11 protein-coding genes and 1 pseudogene are annotated in these 15523 nt (G+C 63.6%); 10 read left to right on the top strand and 2 right to left on the bottom strand.

Going from position 1 to position 15523, the window contains the following annotated elements; genetic code table 11:
• Positions 1-38: 38 nt before the first annotated feature.
• Positions 39-1100, top strand: a complete 1062-nt coding sequence (locus ACV1FX_RS13070) for an isocitrate/isopropylmalate dehydrogenase family protein (RefSeq protein WP_473117965.1) — start codon at positions 39-41, stop codon at positions 1098-1100.
• A gap of 57 nt (positions 1101-1157) precedes the next feature.
• Here the strand turns inward: ACV1FX_RS13070 and ACV1FX_RS13065 are convergent, their stop codons facing one another.
• Complete coding sequence (locus tag ACV1FX_RS13065; protein ID WP_473118190.1) at positions 1158-1901, bottom strand: SDR family NAD(P)-dependent oxidoreductase; 744 nt, start codon at positions 1899-1901, stop codon at positions 1158-1160.
• A gap of 130 nt (positions 1902-2031) precedes the next feature.
• Here ACV1FX_RS13065 and ACV1FX_RS13060 point away from each other — a divergent pair, with 130 nt between their 5' ends.
• The 5 genes and pseudogenes from ACV1FX_RS13060 to ACV1FX_RS13040 all read left to right on the top strand — a co-directional run bounded on the left by ACV1FX_RS13060 (position 2032) and on the right by ACV1FX_RS13040 (position 8174).
• Positions 2032-2802, top strand: coding sequence for a methyltransferase domain-containing protein (locus ACV1FX_RS13060; RefSeq protein ID WP_473117964.1), 771 nt, complete (start codon positions 2032-2034; stop codon positions 2800-2802).
• Positions 2803-2999: 197 nt separating this feature from the next.
• The gene (locus ACV1FX_RS13055) at positions 3000-4001 is read left to right on the top strand and encodes a DctP family TRAP transporter solute-binding subunit (RefSeq protein WP_473117963.1); all 1002 of its coding nucleotides are present in this window, start codon (positions 3000-3002) and stop codon (positions 3999-4001) included.
• Positions 4002-4092: 91 nt separating this feature from the next.
• Positions 4093-4611, top strand: a pseudogene (locus ACV1FX_RS13050) (TRAP transporter small permease); the annotation flags it as partial.
• Between the two features lie 237 nt (positions 4612-4848).
• Positions 4849-6132, top strand: coding sequence for a TRAP transporter large permease (locus ACV1FX_RS13045; protein WP_473118189.1), 1284 nt, complete (start codon positions 4849-4851; stop codon positions 6130-6132).
• Between the two features lie 110 nt (positions 6133-6242).
• Positions 6243-8174, top strand: coding sequence for an alkyl/aryl-sulfatase (locus ACV1FX_RS13040; protein ID WP_473117962.1), 1932 nt, complete (start codon positions 6243-6245; stop codon positions 8172-8174).
• A gap of 87 nt (positions 8175-8261) precedes the next feature.
• Here the strand turns inward: ACV1FX_RS13040 and ACV1FX_RS13035 are convergent, their stop codons facing one another.
• Complete coding sequence (locus tag ACV1FX_RS13035) at positions 8262-9332, bottom strand: glycosyltransferase family 4 protein (protein ID WP_473117961.1); 1071 nt, start codon at positions 9330-9332, stop codon at positions 8262-8264.
• Between the two features lie 307 nt (positions 9333-9639).
• Here ACV1FX_RS13035 and ACV1FX_RS13030 point away from each other — a divergent pair, with 307 nt between their 5' ends.
• The 4 genes from ACV1FX_RS13030 (at position 9640) to ACV1FX_RS13015 (ending at position 15521) form a co-directional block, all read left to right on the top strand.
• Complete coding sequence (locus ACV1FX_RS13030) at positions 9640-11403, top strand: ABC transporter ATP-binding protein (RefSeq protein WP_473117960.1); 1764 nt, start codon at positions 9640-9642, stop codon at positions 11401-11403.
• A gap of 64 nt (positions 11404-11467) precedes the next feature.
• Positions 11468-13672: an amylo-alpha-1,6-glucosidase gene (locus tag ACV1FX_RS13025; RefSeq protein WP_473117959.1), complete on the top strand. Its 2205-nt coding sequence runs from the start codon at positions 11468-11470 to the stop codon at positions 13670-13672.
• A gap of 23 nt (positions 13673-13695) precedes the next feature.
• Positions 13696-14208, top strand: a complete 513-nt coding sequence (locus ACV1FX_RS13020) for a PRC-barrel domain-containing protein (RefSeq protein ID WP_473117958.1) — start codon at positions 13696-13698, stop codon at positions 14206-14208.
• Positions 14209-14231: 23 nt separating this feature from the next.
• Positions 14232-15521 (top strand): MFS transporter, encoded by a 1290-nt coding sequence (locus ACV1FX_RS13015; protein WP_473117957.1) that lies wholly within the window; start codon positions 14232-14234, stop codon positions 15519-15521.
• The last annotated feature ends 2 nt before the right edge of the window (positions 15522-15523 follow it).

Genomic DNA, 15523 nt, shown 5'->3' with positions numbered 1-15523 from the left:
GCGTATGATCGGATCGGCAGGCAAAGAGGGGATGTTCGATGCAAATTGTCGTGCTGCCGGGTGACGGCATCGGGCCGGAGATCACGGCCGCGACCACGGGCGTGCTGCGCGTGGCGTCCGAACGCTTCCAGCTCAATCTCAAACTGGAGGAGTATGCAATCGGTCACGCCAGCCTTGCGCAGTTCGGCACGACGGTGCGTCCGGAGCTGCTCGACACGGTACGCGCCGCCGACGGCCTGATCCTCGGGCCCACCGCGACCTTCGATTTCAAGGACGAGGCGCGCGGCGAGATCAATCCGTCGCGATACTTCCGCAAGAACCTCGATCTGTTCGCCAACATCCGGCCTGCGCGCACCTATCAGGGGCGGCCCGGCCGGCTCGGCGATTTTGATCTTGTCGTGGTGCGCGAGAACACCGAAGGCTTCTATGCCGACCGCAACATGGAAGAGGGCAATGGCGAGCTGTTGGTCACGCCTGATGTCGTGATCTCGCTGCGCCGGATCACGCGATTGTGCTGCGAGCGCATCGCGCACGCGGCTTGCCGGCTTGCGATGAAGCGGCGCAAGCACCTCACCATTGTGCACAAGGCCAATGTGCTCAAGATCGGCGACGGCATGTTTCTGGACATCTGCCGGGAGGCGGCGAAGGATTATCCGGGCCTCGAGGTCGACGACGTCCTGGTCGATGCCATGATGGCGCATGTCGTGCGCAACCCCGCCAGCTTCGACGTCATCGTCGCCACCAACATGTTCGGCGACATCCTCTCCGACCTCACCGCGGAGTTGTCCGGCAGCCTCGGCCTCGGCGGCTCCCTCAATGTCGGCGACCGTCACGCCATGGCGCAGGCCGCGCACGGCTCGGCGCCCGATATCGCTGGGCAGGATGTCGCCAATCCGGTGTCGCTGATCCTGTCGACCGCGCTGCTGCTGGCCCGGCACGGCGAAAGGAACGGTGCGGCTCGCTATGAGGAGGCCGCCACCGCGATCGAGGCGGCGGCGGCGAAGGCGATTGAGCAGGGGAAGGCAACCCGCGACGTCGGTGGCAACCTCGGCACGATCGCGGCGGGCGCCGCGATCGCGGAGATCTTGCGGGCGGAGTGAGGAGATCGCGCTCTCGTCGCCTCTCTCCGCGTACGGGGGGAGGGAGCGTATCGCAGTTCAGAACTGATACCGCCGCAACCCGCCATCCACCGGGATCACCGTGCCCGTGATGTACCGTGCCACGGGCGACGCCAGGAACACCGCCAGCGCTGCAAGATCTTCCGGCTCGCCCCAATAGCCAACCGGGATCTCTTCCTCCGCAAAGCGCTCCCGATAATCGGGCGCGTAGTTGCGGCGGATCTGCTCGCTCATGATGCGGCCGGGCGGAATGCAGTTGATGGTGATGCCGTGCTTTCCGATCTCGCGCGACAGGCCCTTGGCCCAGGCGTGCACGGCGGCCTTGGCCGCGAAGGCGGCGTTGAGACCTTCCGGTTCGGACTTGCCGGTGATGTTGATGATGCGGCCCCAGTTGCGCTCCATCATCTGCGGCAAGAGCGCATGCGCGATGCGACGGTAGCTGGTGAAATTCAGCGCGATCGCCTCGTCCCATTTGCTGTCTGGCGCATCGACCGGCAGAGGACGGCTGCCACCGGCATTGTTGACGAGGATGTCGACATGGCCGAGCTCTTTCAGCGCAAAGGCGGTCAGCCGCTCGGCAGCGTCCTTCGCCATGACGTCCTGCTCGAACGGCGTGATCAGCCCTGCGCCGGTCTCCTGCACAAGCTGGTCGAGCAGGTCCTTGCGCCGCGCCACCGCCACAACGCGCACGCCTTCACTTGCCAAGCCCTTGGCGATGGCGCGGCCGATGCCGATGCTCGCTCCAGTGACGACTGCGGTTTTCGACTTGAGCCCGAGGTCCATGGTCACACGCTCTCTTGTTTGCTTTTGTTGTGTTCGTTTCCAACCCGTCCCGCGGCGATTTGCCGGACCGGGACGAGCAGTGGTAACGAAGAGCTAAGGCGAAGGAAACACGAAAAACAGGTTCGCGAAGATGGTGTGGGATCCGCAGCAATATCTGAAATTCTCCGGCCACCGGTTGAGGCCGGCGGTCGATCTGTTGATGCGGATTCCGGATTTTGCCGTCTCAGATATTGCCGATCTCGGCGCCGGTGCCGGCAACGTCACGAAACTGATCAAGGAGCGCTGGCCGAATGCTTCCGTCACCGGTGTCGAGGGTTCGGCCGAGATGGTTGCCGCAGGCCGCAAGGCCGCACCGGAGGTGGAATGGTCACATGAGGATCTCGGCCATTGGCGCCCGACCAAGCGATATGACCTGATCTATTCCAATGCCGCACTGCACTGGTTGCCCAATCATGCGGCACTCTTCCCCTCGGTGATGGAGAAGGTCACCCCCGGCGGCATGCTTGCAGTGCAGATGCCGCGCAACTTCACCGCGCCCTCGCACGTCCTGATCGGCGAGACCGCGCTGAACGGGCCGTGGCGGGCCAAGGTCGAGCATCTCGTCACCCCGCCGCCGGTCGAGGGGCCGGCGTTCTATCACGATCTGCTTGCGCCCCTCTCGCAGAACATCGACATCTGGGAGACCGAATACCTCCAGGTCCTGGAGGGCGACAATCCTGTCAAGGAGTGGACCAAGGGCACCTGGCTGACTCGTTATCTCGACGTCTTGCAGGGCGAGGAGAAGGCCGCGTTCGAGGCGGCCTATGGAACGCGCGTCGCAAAGGCCTATCCGAAAAACGCCGCGGGGCAGACGCTGTTCCCGTTCCGCCGGCTGTTCATGGTCGCTCGGCGCAAGGGTTAACTTCGTTCGCCGATGCGACATAAGCGCTCGCCAGTCGGGGCTGGAGCGGGCGCAAACTTGCGTATACAAGAGCCGTCGAGACGATTTTGCTGTGGCAAATTGGGCTTAGGTCTAGTTGTTCGCCTGGTGGTTTGCTGCCACTACTGAAGCCGGAAAACAAAAAAGAATCGGCTTTAGAGGTTGTTGGGAGGTACTTAATGCGCAAACTGCTGCTTGCGGCCGCTGCGGCCGCGCTCGTTTTGGCGCCCGCCGCTGTGCTGGCCCAGAGTCCGATCGTCATCAAGTTCAGCCACGTCGTCGCCAATGATACGCCCAAGGGCAAGGGCGCGCTCAAGTTCAAGGAGCTTGCCGAGAAATACACCGACGGTAAGGTCAAGATCGAGGTCTATCCAAACTCTTCGCTCTACAAGGACAAGGAGGAGATCGAGGCGCTTCAGCTCGGTTCGGTGCAGATGCTTGCGCCCTCGACCGCGAAATTCGCGCCGCTCGGGGTGAAGGAGTTCGAGGCGCTCGATCTGCCCTGGCTCTTCAAGGACGATGAGACCTACGCTGCGGCCATGAAGGGCACCGTCGGCAAGTGGCTGTTCCAGAAGCTGGAGGCTAAAGGCATCACCGGTCTGGCCTATTGGGACAACGGTTTCCACATGGTCTCAGCCAACCGCCCGCTGATGAAGCCCGCGGATTTCCAGGGACTGAAGTTCCGCATCTCCGGCTCAAAGATCGCCGACCAGTATTTCCGTCTCGTCGGCTCGATCCCGCAGATCATGGCGTTCTCCGAAGTCTATCAGGCCCTGCAGACGGGCGTCGTCGACGGCTGCGAGAACACGGCATCGAACTACCTGACGCAGAAGTTCTACGAGGTGCAGAAGGACATCACCGTGTCCTATCACGCGCATCTGCAATACGCCGTGATCGTCAACTCGAAGTTCTGGGCCGGCTTGCCGCCGGATGTCCGCACCCAGCTCGAAAAGGCGATGGCCGAGGCGACCGACTACACGAATTCGATCGCGCGCCAGGAGAACGAAGACGCGCTCGCCGAGATCAAGAAGTCGGGCAAGACCACGTTGCACTATCTCTCCGATGCCGACCGCAAGGCGTGGCAGGAGGCGATGCAGCCGACATATAAATGGGCCAAGGGCCGGGTCGGGCAGGAGGTGCTCGACCTCGTCGCCAAGGAACTTGACGTCAAGATGAACTGACGCGGCCTGGCGCAGAACAACAATAAGAACGGTCGGGAGTGAACGCACTCCCGGCCGTTTCGGTCTGATAGGGGGACTTGATTTGCTTCGCGTGCTCAATCGTGCGCTCAATCATCTCGAAGAGTGGCTGATCGCGACGCTCATTGCGGCTGCAACGGGCCTGATCTTCATCGCGGTGCTGCATCGCTATGGCGCCGGCGAGTCGATCGCGCTCTCCAGATGGGCCGCCGCGCATGGGCTGACCTGGCTCGCGGCGTTGTCGAAGGCCGCATTCACCTTCCTGTCCGAGCTCGACCTGTCCTGGGCGCAGGAGCTCTGCATCTACATGTTCATCTGGATGGCGAAGTTCGGCGCGGCCTATGGCGTGCGCACCGGCATCCATGTCGGCGTCGACCTGCTCGTCAACCGTCTGCCCGAACATTCCCGCAAGCACGTGATCCTGTTCGCGCTGCTCTGCGGCGCGATCTTCACCGGCATGATCGCGGCCTTCGGCGCCTCCTTCGTCGGCGAGATGTTCCACACCGGACAGCAGTCGAACGATCTGGAGGCGCCGATGTGGATCGTCTATCTGGCGATCCCGCTCGGCTCGGGCCTGATGTGCTTCCGCTTCCTCCAGGTCGCCTGGTTCTATTTCTGGACCGGCGAGCTGCCGCATCACGACGAGACCCATGTCGAGGGCGTGCAGGCCGACGCTTCGCCCGCGCTGCATCCGCAGCCGGCGGGTGCTGCGACGAAAGCGGCTTCGCGAAAGGTTTCACCGCTCGGCGTGATCCTGATTATGGCGCCGATCCTGATCTTCGCGCTGTGCCTTGCCGAAAAGTCCGGCGTCATCGTGCTGCCGCACTGGATGCGCGCCGCGACCGTGTTTGCGCTGCTGATCGCGTTGATGCTGACCGGCATCCCGGTCTCGATCGCGCTCGGCCTTACCGTGATGACGTTCCTGTTCACGCTGACGGCGGTACCGATCGAGGCGGTCTCGATGAAGCTATTCACCGGGATAGAGAGCTTCGAGATCATGGCGATCCCGTTCTTCATCCTGGCAGGAAATTTCCTCACGCATGGCGGTGTCGCGCGCCGCATGATCAATTTCGCGACCTCGCTGATCGGCCACTGGCATGGTGGCCTCGGGCTTGCCGGCATCGTCGCCTGCGCGATGTTCGCGCTGGTGTGCGGCTCGAGTGTCGCCACGGTGGCTGCGATCGGCGCCATCGTGCTGCCCGAGATGGTCCGCCACGGCTATCCCATGCGTTTCGGTGCCGGCATCATCACGGTCGCTGGCTCGCTCGGCATCCTGATGCTGCCGTCGATCCCGAAGATCGTCTACGCGGTCTCGACCAACACCTCGATCGGTGCCCTGTTCGTCGCGGGCCTTTTGCCCGGCATGATGCTGACCACGATGCTGTGCATCGTCACCTGGTGGCTCGCGAAGAAGCGCGATTATCCGCGCCTGCCCAAAGCGAGCTGGGGCGAGACGGTGCGTACGTTCCGCGAGAGCATCTGGGGATTGATGCTGGTCGTCATCATCATCGGCGGCATCTATAGCGGCCTGTTCACCGCGACGGAAGCGGCCGCGATGGCGGCGGTCTATTCCTTCTTCATCTCGGTCTTCGTCTACAGGGCGATCGGGATGAAGGACGTACCGCGCGTGTTGCTCCGGGCCGCCAACACCAGCGCGATGCTGCTCTACATCGTCACCAACGCCGTGCTGTTCTCCTTCGTGCTCTCCAACGAGAACCTGCCGGCAACGCTCGCCGACTGGATCGCGGCGCAGAATCTCGGCTGGGTCGGCTTCCTCCTGGTCGTCAACGTGCTGTTGCTGCTCGCCGGCAATTTCATGGAGCCGAACTCGATCATCCTGATCATGGCGCCGATCCTTGCGCCGGCCGCGAAAAAGCTCGGCATCGACCTCGTTCATTTCGGCATCGTCATCGACGTCAACATGGAGGTCGGCCTCTGCCACCCGCCTGTGGGGTTGAATCTCTACGTGGCGTCGATGATCGCGCGAATGCGCATCACCGAGCTCGCGGTGGCCGTCATGCCGTGGCTGCTCACGATGCTCGCCTTCCTGGTCGTCGTGACCTACTGGCCGGAGCTGACGCTGTTCCTGCCGAGAGTGCTCGGGATGCACTAGGATCGGGCGTCGCAGCCCCACCGACCGGCATGGCCGGTCGCCTGCTGTTGGAACCAGCGCGCGAATACGCTTAGATGGCGCCCGACCCAATCAGGAAGGGAGCCGGCCCGATGACCGAGATCGCCAGCAGCGAGCCGAAAGATGCAACGTCGCCCGTCACCGCGCAGCACGAGGCGATGCTGAGCGCGCTGCCGTTTTCCGACACGCGGGATTTCGAAGACGCTGCGCGGGGCTTTCTCGGCAGCATCGAGAATGCGAAGATCATCAACCCGCAAGGCCGGACGGTCTGGAGCTTTGAGCCCTACGGCTTCCTGTCGGCCGAGCAGGCGCCGTCGACGGTCAATCCGAGCCTGTGGCGGCAGTCGCGCCTCAACATGCATCACGGCCTGTTCGAGGTGGTGCCCGGCGTCTATCAGGTGCGCGGGCTCGACATCGCCAACATGACGCTAATCGAAGGCGACAGCGGCGTGATCGTGGTCGACACGTTGACCTCGATCGAGGGGGCCCGCGCTGCGCTCGATCTCTATTTCAGGCATCGCGGCTCGCGGCCCGTCGCAGCCGTCATCTTCACCCACACCCATACCGATCACTGGGGCGGTGCGCGCGGCGTTCTGGAGGAGGACGCGCTCGCCACGGAGCGCGTGCCGATCATCGCGCCGAATCTGTTCATGGAGCACGCGGTCTCCGAGAACATCATCGCGGGACCGGCGATGCTGCGCCGGGCGCAATATCAGTTCGGGCCATTCCTCGCCAAGGGGCCGCGCGGGCAGGTCGATTGCGGCCTCGGCAAGTCGATGGCGGCTGGTTCAGTGGCGCTGCTGCGTCCCACCGATCTGATCATGGCGACCGGCGACAGGCGGGTGATCGACGGCGTCGAATTCGAATTTCAGATGGCGCCGAACAGCGAGGCGCCGGCGGAAATGCATTTCTTCATCCCGCGCTACAAGCTGCTGAACCTCGCCGAGAATTGCACGCATAATTTTCACAATCTGCTGCCGTTCCGCGGCGCCGACGTGCGCGACGCGCTGGCGTGGTCGAAATACCTGAATGAGGCGCTGTCTCTCTGGGGCGGCAAGGCGGAGGCGATGTGCGGCCAGCATCACTGGCCGGTGTGGGGACGTAATCGCATCGACACCATGATCCGCCAGCAGCGCGACCTCTACAAATTCGCGCATGACCAGACCATCCGCCTGATGAATCACGGCCTCACCGCAAGCGAGATCGCCGAGACGATCAGGCTGCCGCAAAGCCTGGAAGGTGCCTGGCACGGTCGTGGCTATTACGGTCATATCCGTCACAATGTGAAGGCGATCTATCAGAAATATCTCGGCTGGTATGACGCCAACCCCGTCAATCTCGACCCGCTGCCGCCGGTCGAATCCGGCAAGAAGTACGTCGAGTATATGGGCGGCGCGGACGCGATCCTCGCGCGGGCGCGCAAGGACTTCGATAAAGGTGAGTTTCGCTTCGTGGCGCAGGCGCTCAGCCATCTCGTCTTCGCCGAGCCCGATCATGCCGCGGCACGAAGCCTGCTCGCCGACACATTGGAGCAGCTCGGTTATGCCGCGGAAAGCGCGACCTGGCGCAACGCCTATCTGTTCGGCGCCCAGGAACTGCGCCAGGGCATGCCGAAGACCCCGCCACGCCCGCCGATGCCGCGCGAGACGCTGGCCGCACTTCGTACCTCCCAGCTATGGGATGTGCTCGGCATCCGCCTCAACGGTCCCAAGGCAGAGGGCAAGCACATCGTGCTGAACTGGAGCTTCTCCGACACCGGTGAGACCTTCGTGCTCAACCTCGAGAATTCAGCGCTCACTTACATCGAAGGCACGCAGTCGGAAAAGGCCGACGCCAGCTTCACGCTCGCCCGTGCCACGCTCGACGAAGTGATCGCCAAGCTCACGACCTTCCCGGAAGCAGTCGCTGCCGGCAAGATCAAGCTGTTGGGCAATGCGCTACGCCTTGCCGAGCTGATGGCTCTGATGGATGAATTCCCGCGCATGTTCGAAATTGTCGAGCCGAAGCGGGCAGTGGTGACATAGCAAGTCATCGTCAGCGACGCGTTGAAGCTGCAGCACACGCAGACGTCGTCCCGGCGAAAGCCGGGACGACACCTGAGATTTTGGCCGCTACTCCGCGCTGCTCACCAGCTTGATCTTCGGCGCGGTGGCTTCCATCAGGCCGCGGTAGGCGGCGAGATAGTCGAGTGCCATGCGCCGTGCAGTGAAGCGCGTCTCGAACTGGTTGCGGATCGCGCTACGGTTCAGTTGCGGCAGGCGGCCGACCGCCGCGACCGCGCTGATCTCGTCCTCGACGACGAAGCCGGTCAGGCCCTCGTCGATGATCTCCGGTGCCGAGCCGCGATTGAAGGCGATCACCGGCGTGCCGCAGGCCATGGCTTCGATCATCACCAGTCCGAATGGCTCAGGCCAGTCGATCGGCAGCAGAAGACCGAGCGCGCCGCTCAGGAACTCCGACTTCTCATTGTCGCTGATCTCGCCGATGAATTCGACCAATGGGTTGTTCTCGATCAACGGCCGGATCAGCTCGTCGTAATAATCCTGGTCGGCGCGATCGACCTTGGCTGCGATCTTCAGCGGGATGCCGCAGCGCGTCGCGATGTTGATTGCCCGATCGACGCCCTTTTCCGGCGCGATGCGGCCGAGCACCGCGAGATAGTCCTGTTTAGCAGGCACGGGCGTCAGCAGATTTTCCGGCAGGCCATGATGAATTGTGCGCACCCAATTGGCCTGCGGCACCGGCCGCCGCTGCGAGTTCGAGATCGAGATGACCGGGATTTTAGAGAACGTATTAAACACCGGCTGATGCTCGGGCAGGTCGAGCCGACCATGCAGCGTCGTCAGGAATGGTGTCGGCTGGCGATAGAACAATGACCACGGATAGTAATCGAGATGAAAATGGAGGAAGTCGAATTCCTCGTCGTCACATTTCTGCCGCACCCGCTCCAGCATCACCATGTGCAGCGCGTTGGGATCGCGCACCGCCCCGTCCAGGCGCAGCGCCTTGGGCCATGTCGCGTCGAGCTTGGCCGAAGTATGCGAGTCGCCGCTGGCGAACAGGGTTACATCGTGCCCCAGCGCCACCAGTTCCTCCGTCAACCAATGCACCACCCGTTCGGTGCCGCCATACAGCTTGGGTGGAACAGCCTCCGTCAACGGAGCTACCTGCGCGATGCGCATCTCACCATCTCCTTGTCGCGATCATGAAAGTTGAACCCCAGCTCACTTCGGCACCGGCATGCCAGCCATGGGAACGTTCCCGCATCTGCGAAGTTCCACACCTGGAAGGTTACTTATTCGACACGTCTGCAATGCGGCGTGACTCGTCCGCAATCTGGTCTTGATGATGTCACGACTGCTTCTCAGATCGTCCGCATCGTCATGTCGTGATCGCATTGCAAGGGAACCGGAATGAACCGGTCGATGTTCACTCAGCCAGTGCCGCGCAAGGCACGACTGACAATTGTTATGACGGGGTGGCAGCCATATGGATCAACTATCAGGCTACGCGAGGCGGCCGTTTGCCTTTGTTTTGCGCTATCTTCGCCGGCGGCTCGCGTCGCATCTGGTGATCCTGATCGCCGTGGTCGCGGCCGTTGCCTGCTCCGTAGGCACCCAATACGGCGTCAAATCACTGGTCGACAGTCTTTCTGCCGGCGCCTCGCATAGCGGAGGCGTATGGCTGTCATTCGCTTTCCTCATGTCGCTGATCACCGCCGATAACTTCCTGTGGCGGATCGCAAGTTGGACAGCGAGCTTCACCTTTGTCGGCGTGACCGGCGATCTGCGCCGCGACATCTTCCGACATCTGACCGGCCACGCGCCGAGCTACTTCTCGGATCGCATGCCGGGTATGCTGACAAGTCGGATCACTGCGACCTCCAACGCCGTGTTCACGGTCGAGAACATGTTCGTCTGGAATGTCTTGCCGCCATGCATTGCCACAGTTGCGGCAATCCTGCTGATTGGAACCGTGAGCCCCTATATGGCAGCGGGTCTGATCGTTATCGCCGGTGGCATGGTAATCGCGATGTTCCATCTCGCTGCGGCCGGTAAGCCGTTGCATGACGATTTTGCCGACAAGGCCGCCGTCGTCGACGGCGAAATGATCGACGTCATCAGCAACATGCCGTTGGTGCGGGCGTTCTGCGGCATCACCCACGAACATCAGCGCTTTGATGCAACCGTGAACCGGGAACTGACCGCGCGTGGCCGCAGCCTGCGTTACCTCGAAAAGCTGCGTCTGACTCACGCCGCGGTCACCGTGGTCCTGACCCTCGGGCTACTCGCCTGGGCGATCACGCTTTGGCAAAAGGGCGAAGCCACAACCGGCGAGGTTGTGCTGGTCTGTACTCTCGGACTCTCGATTCTCAACGCCACGCGCGATCTTGCGGTCGCGCTGGTCGACGTCACTCAGCACGTCGCGCGGTTGACCGAGGCGATCGCGACGCTCCTTGTGCCGCATGAATTGCGCGACCACCCGGAAGCCGAGCCGCTCGTCAAGCGCGGCGCCGCGATTGCCTTCAACAACGTGACGTTCGGCTATCCCGGAGCTTCGAAGATCTTCGAGCGCTTCAGTCTGCGGCTGCAACCCGGCCAGCGCGTCGGTCTGGTCGGGCAGTCCGGCGGCGGCAAGTCGACGCTGTTCACGCTGTTGCAGCGGTTCTATGATGTTGATGACGGCAGCATCACCGTCGATGGGCAGGACGTCGCCCGTGTGACGCAGCAGAGCCTGCGCGAGGCGATTTCAGTGGTGCCGCAGGACATTTCGTTGTTCCATCGCTCGGTCCGCGAGAACATCCGCTATGGCCGTCCCAATGCCACCGACGACGAGGTGTTGCGCGCGGCAATCGCGGCGCGCTGCGATTTCGTCGAGAGCATGCCCGAGGGCCTGGACACCATGGTCGGCGACCGCGGCGTAAAACTCTCCGGCGGCCAGCGCCAGCGCATCGCAATCGCGCGTGCCTTCCTGAAGGACGCGCCGATCCTGCTGCTCGATGAGGCGACCGCAGCGCTCGACAGCGAGGCGGAGGAGGCGATCCGCGAGGCGTTGTCGCGCCTGATGCGCGGCCGCACCGTAATTGCGATTGCGCACCGGTTGGCAACCTTGCGCAACTTCGACCGCGTGGTGGTGCTGAAGGCTGGCAAGATCATCGAGGACGGTTCGCCCGACCGCCTGATGCAGAACCACGGGCCTTACCGCGAGCTGGTAACGCAGGAGATGAACCGGCTCTCGAAGTTTGCCGCGTAAGTCGCGTCCAAATCGTCGCGTTCAGGTCGATTGCGTTTTGAATAACGGCGCAGGGGAATAGCGCATGTCAGCCGAAGTCGTCACCCAATTCGTCGCGGCCTCGCGAAGCGTGGAAGTCGTGGAGGAGCAGCCGTTCTACATTCCCATGACGGGACCTGCGGCGAGACCGCGGCGTTCGCTCAAGCACGACGACACCTTCATCGTGCTCGACAGCCATGGCGATATCGGTGCCTCTGCCGGTGGCCCGGATGGCCTGTTCAACTGCGACACGCGCTATCTCGCGCGGCTCGAGCTCGTGCTCGACGATCTTCAGCCGCTGCTGCTCGGCTCGAATTTGCGCGACGACAACTCGGCCCTGACCATCGATCTCACCAATCCCGACATCTACCGCAACGGCCGCATCGTCCTTCAGAAGGACATGTTGCACATCGTGCGCACGGTGTTCCTGTGGCGTGGCACGGCCTATCAGCGTATCGGCCTGCAGAACCATGGCGACCGGCCGGCGAGCTTCGACCTGACGCTGCTGTTCGACAGCGATTTTGCCGATTTGTTCGAGGTGCGCGGCGAGAAGCGGCCGCGACGGGGGGCCGGCTCGAGCAAGTTGCTTGGCCCGACCGACGTGCTGTTCGAATATCGCGGGCTCGATAATGCTCTGCGCACGACAGGTCTGCATTTCGATCCAAGGCCAACCCGGCTCTCGGTCAATGCTGCGACCTGGCAGCTCGAGCTCGAGCCGCATCATACGAGGTCGTTGTTCGTGGCCGTGTCTTGCAACCGTCCGCAGACGCTCAAGCCGGTGCGGTTCTTTCCGGCCATGCTGGCGCATCGCCGCGAGATGCGTTCCTGTACGGCGGGGACGGCCAGCATCGAGACCTCCAACAACATTTTCAACGAGGTGCTGTGCCAGGCGATGGCCGACCTCAACATGCTGATGACGGATACGCCGCAGGGCCGCTATCCCTATGCCGGCATTCCCTGGTACTCGACGACGTTCGGCCGCGACGGCCTGATCACGGCCTTGCAGATGCTGTGGATCGATCCGAGGGTCGCCAGGGGCGTGCTGCGGCGCCTTGCGCACTTCCAGGCAAAGGCCACAGATCCGCTCGCCGACGCCGAGCCCGGCAAGATCCTGCACGAGATGCGCGGCGGCGAGATGGCGGCGCTGCGCGAGGTGCCGTTCGCGCAATATTACGGCAGCGTCGATTCGACCGCGCTGTTCGTGATGCTCGCCGGCCGCTATTTCGAGCGTACCGGCGATGTTGAGACGCTGCTGGAATTGTGGCCGGCGATCGAGGCCGCGCTGGCCTGGATCGACGGACCCGGCGATCCCGACCATGACGGCTTCGTCGAATATCAGCGTGCTTCCGAACAGGGGCTCGCCAACCAGGGCTGGAAGGATTCCTATGATGCGATCTTCCATGCCGACGGCACGCTTGCGGAGGGCTATATCGCGCTCGCCGAAGTGCAGGGCTACGTCTTTGCCGCCAAGCAGCTCGCCGCACGCTGCGCCTTGCGACTGGGCAAGCCGGACAGGGTGAGGAAGCTCGAAGCCGAGGCCAAGGCGCTCGCGGCGCGCTTCGAGGAGGCATTCTGGTGCGAGGAGCTCGGCACCTACGCGCTCGCACTCGACGGCGCCAAGCGCCCCTGCAGGGTACGGACGTCGAATGCCGGCCAGCTCCTGTTCAGCGGCATGATCAGGGAGGACCGCGCGCGCAAGGTCGCCGCCGACCTGATGCGGCCGCATTTCTTTTCCGGCTGGGGCATCCGCACCGTGGCGCTCGGCGAGGTCAGATACAATCCGATGTCCTATCACGACGGATCGGTCTGGCCGCATGACAACGCACTGATCACGCTCGGGCTCGCGCGCTACGGCCTGAAGCATTCGGTGGCACATGTCTTCAAGGGCCTGTTCGAGGCCGCGACCTATATGGATCTGCGGCGGCTGCCGGAGTTGTTCTGCGGCTTCCGCCGCGAGAAACGCCGCGGCCCGACGCTGTATCCGGTCGCCTGCGCGCCGCAGGCCTGGGCCAGCGCGACGCCGTTCACGCTGCTGGAGGCCGCTCTCGGCATCGAGTTCGACGTCGCGCGCAGCGAGATCCGGCTGCGCAATCCGCATCTGCCCGGGTTCCTGAACGAGGTGGTGCTGCACGACCTGCAACTGGGCTCGTCCAGCGTCGATTTGCGGATTCGCCGCCACGGCGACGATGTCGCGCTCGAGGTGCTGCGCACGCGCGGCCAGATCCAGGTATCGATCGTGTTGGCGCGCTAGCGCAATCAGTCGGAGGACGTCGCATGCGCGCCATGACGCGGTTGATGCTGGTTGCGGTGATGGTCGGTAGCATCGTGCCTGCGGCGTCGTTCGCGGCCGAGGAGCCACCTCCGGCGCAAGGCGAGCCGAACGCGCCGCCTTCGCCGGCGCCGGCCGCGCCCGTTGTTCCGAAGGATGCAGCGCCGCCGCCGTCGGTCACCATCATCGGCGCCAGCGATGCCCATGGCGTGCTTGGACGTGACGTGCGCAGCGCCGCCGATGAGGACATGGGACGCATCGTCGATGTCGTCGTCGATCGCACCGGCAAGGTGCGGGCGGCGGTGATCGATTTCGGCGGCTTTCTCGGCGTCGGCAGCCGCAAGATCGTGGTCGACTGGAACGCCCTGCATTTCGGCAAGATCGCCAACAAGAAGGACAGCATCAGCCTGGAGCTGACCAAGGCGCAGGTCGCGGCTGCGCCGGAATACAAGGAGGACACACCGATCGTCGTGCTGGGCGCGTCCGGCACGCTGCAACCGTTGCAGTTCATTCCGTAAGGAAAGGGGAGGGCAGACTGTCGGTGCGCTTGTCCAGGAAGCCGAGCCATCCGAGCAACGATCAACGTGGCCCACCTGAGAGCCGCAACACTTTCCCTGCGCTTCCGCAACCTGCGCCGTCAAAGCAAAGCCTGCGTGCGCTGGACTGGTTCATCTTCTTTTTGGCCGACGTGCAGACCGGCTTCGGCCCGTTCATCGCGGTCTATCTCACGACACAGAAATGGACGCAGGTCGAGATCGGCCTCGTGCTGTCGATCGGCGGCATCGTCGGCCTGATCGGCCAGATGCCGGGCGGCGCGATCATCGATGCGGCGAAATCCGAGCGGCTGGTCGCGGGGCTGGCCATCGCCACCATCGGCTGCTGCGCGCTTGCCTATGCGGCGATGCCGATCTTTCCGGTCGTGGTGACGGCGGCCACTCTGCATGCGGCCGCGAGCTGCGTGTTGGGGCCTGCGATCGCCGCGATCAGCCTTGGCCTCGTCGGGCCGTTCGCGATCGGCGAACGGCTTGGCCGCAACGCACGCTTCGCCTCGCTTGGCAATGGCGTCGCGGCCGCGGTGATGGGCACTGCCGGCTATCTGCTGTCGAGCCGCTCGGTGTTCCTGGTCACTTTCCTGCTCGCGATTCCGACCCTGATCGCCTTGTCGCGAATCCGCGAGGAGGAGGTCGATGTGGCGCGCGCGCACGGCGAAATGCCGCGCGAAGCCGCGGAAGGCGCGGACACGAATGTGTGGCATCTCCTGAGGCAGCGGCCGCTGCTGATCTTCGCCTGTAGCGTGATGCTGTTGCAGCTCGCGAACGCGGCGATGCTGCCGCTGATGGCGAGCGTGGTGACGACGCGGTCGAGCCAGTGGGCAACGGTTCTGATCGCGGGCTGCATCATCGTGCCGCAGGCGATCGTTGCGCTGATGTCGCCGACGGTCGGACGCAAGGCGCAGGCCTGGGGCCGGCGTCCGCTGTTGCTGATCGGATTCGCAGCACTCGCGATTCGCGGCCTGTTGTTCGCAACCGTCCGCGATCCCTATCTTCTGGTGCTGGTGCAGGTGTTCGACGGCATCACGGCGGCGGTGTTCGCGGTGATGATTCCGCTGATCGTCGCCGACGTTGCGTTCGGCAGCGGCCATTTCAATCTTGCGCAGGGCGTCGTGGGAACCGCGACCGGCATCGGTGCTTCCCTGAGTACCGTGCTCGGCGGTTTCATCAGCGACAAGTTCGGCAGCAGCACCGCGTTCATTGGCCTCGCCTGCGTCGCGGCAGTCGGGCTCGTCCTTATTCTCCTGGTGATGCCGGAGACGCGGCGCGGCCCCCGTTGAGA

This window comes from Bradyrhizobium ingae, assembly GCF_055791185.1.
The sequence above is the reverse complement of the archived record's forward strand: the minus strand, read 5'-3'. Positions and strand labels throughout refer to the sequence as shown.

What these genes read in the sequence shown, in the direction of transcription:
- ACV1FX_RS13065 (WP_473118190.1), bottom strand. Translation starts at nt 1,901, where the DNA reads ATGGACCTCGGGCTCAAGTCGAAAACCGCAGTCGTCACTGGAGCGAGC.
- ACV1FX_RS13035 (WP_473117961.1), bottom strand. Translation starts at nt 9,332, where the DNA reads ATGCGCATCGCGCAGGTAGCTCCGTTGACGGAGGCTGTTCCACCCAAG.
- ACV1FX_RS13040 (WP_473117962.1), top strand. Translation starts at nt 6,243, where the DNA reads ATGACCGAGATCGCCAGCAGCGAGCCGAAAGATGCAACGTCGCCCGTC.
- ACV1FX_RS13070 (WP_473117965.1), top strand. Translation starts at nt 39, where the DNA reads ATGCAAATTGTCGTGCTGCCGGGTGACGGCATCGGGCCGGAGATCACG.
- ACV1FX_RS13025 (WP_473117959.1), top strand. Translation starts at nt 11,468, where the DNA reads ATGTCAGCCGAAGTCGTCACCCAATTCGTCGCGGCCTCGCGAAGCGTG.
- ACV1FX_RS13060 (WP_473117964.1), top strand. Translation starts at nt 2,032, where the DNA reads ATGGTGTGGGATCCGCAGCAATATCTGAAATTCTCCGGCCACCGGTTG.
- ACV1FX_RS13045 (WP_473118189.1), top strand. Translation starts at nt 4,849, where the DNA reads ATGCGCGCCGCGACCGTGTTTGCGCTGCTGATCGCGTTGATGCTGACC.
- ACV1FX_RS13030 (WP_473117960.1), top strand. Translation starts at nt 9,640, where the DNA reads ATGGATCAACTATCAGGCTACGCGAGGCGGCCGTTTGCCTTTGTTTTG.
- ACV1FX_RS13055 (WP_473117963.1), top strand. Translation starts at nt 3,000, where the DNA reads ATGCGCAAACTGCTGCTTGCGGCCGCTGCGGCCGCGCTCGTTTTGGCG.
- ACV1FX_RS13020 (WP_473117958.1), top strand. Translation starts at nt 13,696, where the DNA reads ATGCGCGCCATGACGCGGTTGATGCTGGTTGCGGTGATGGTCGGTAGC.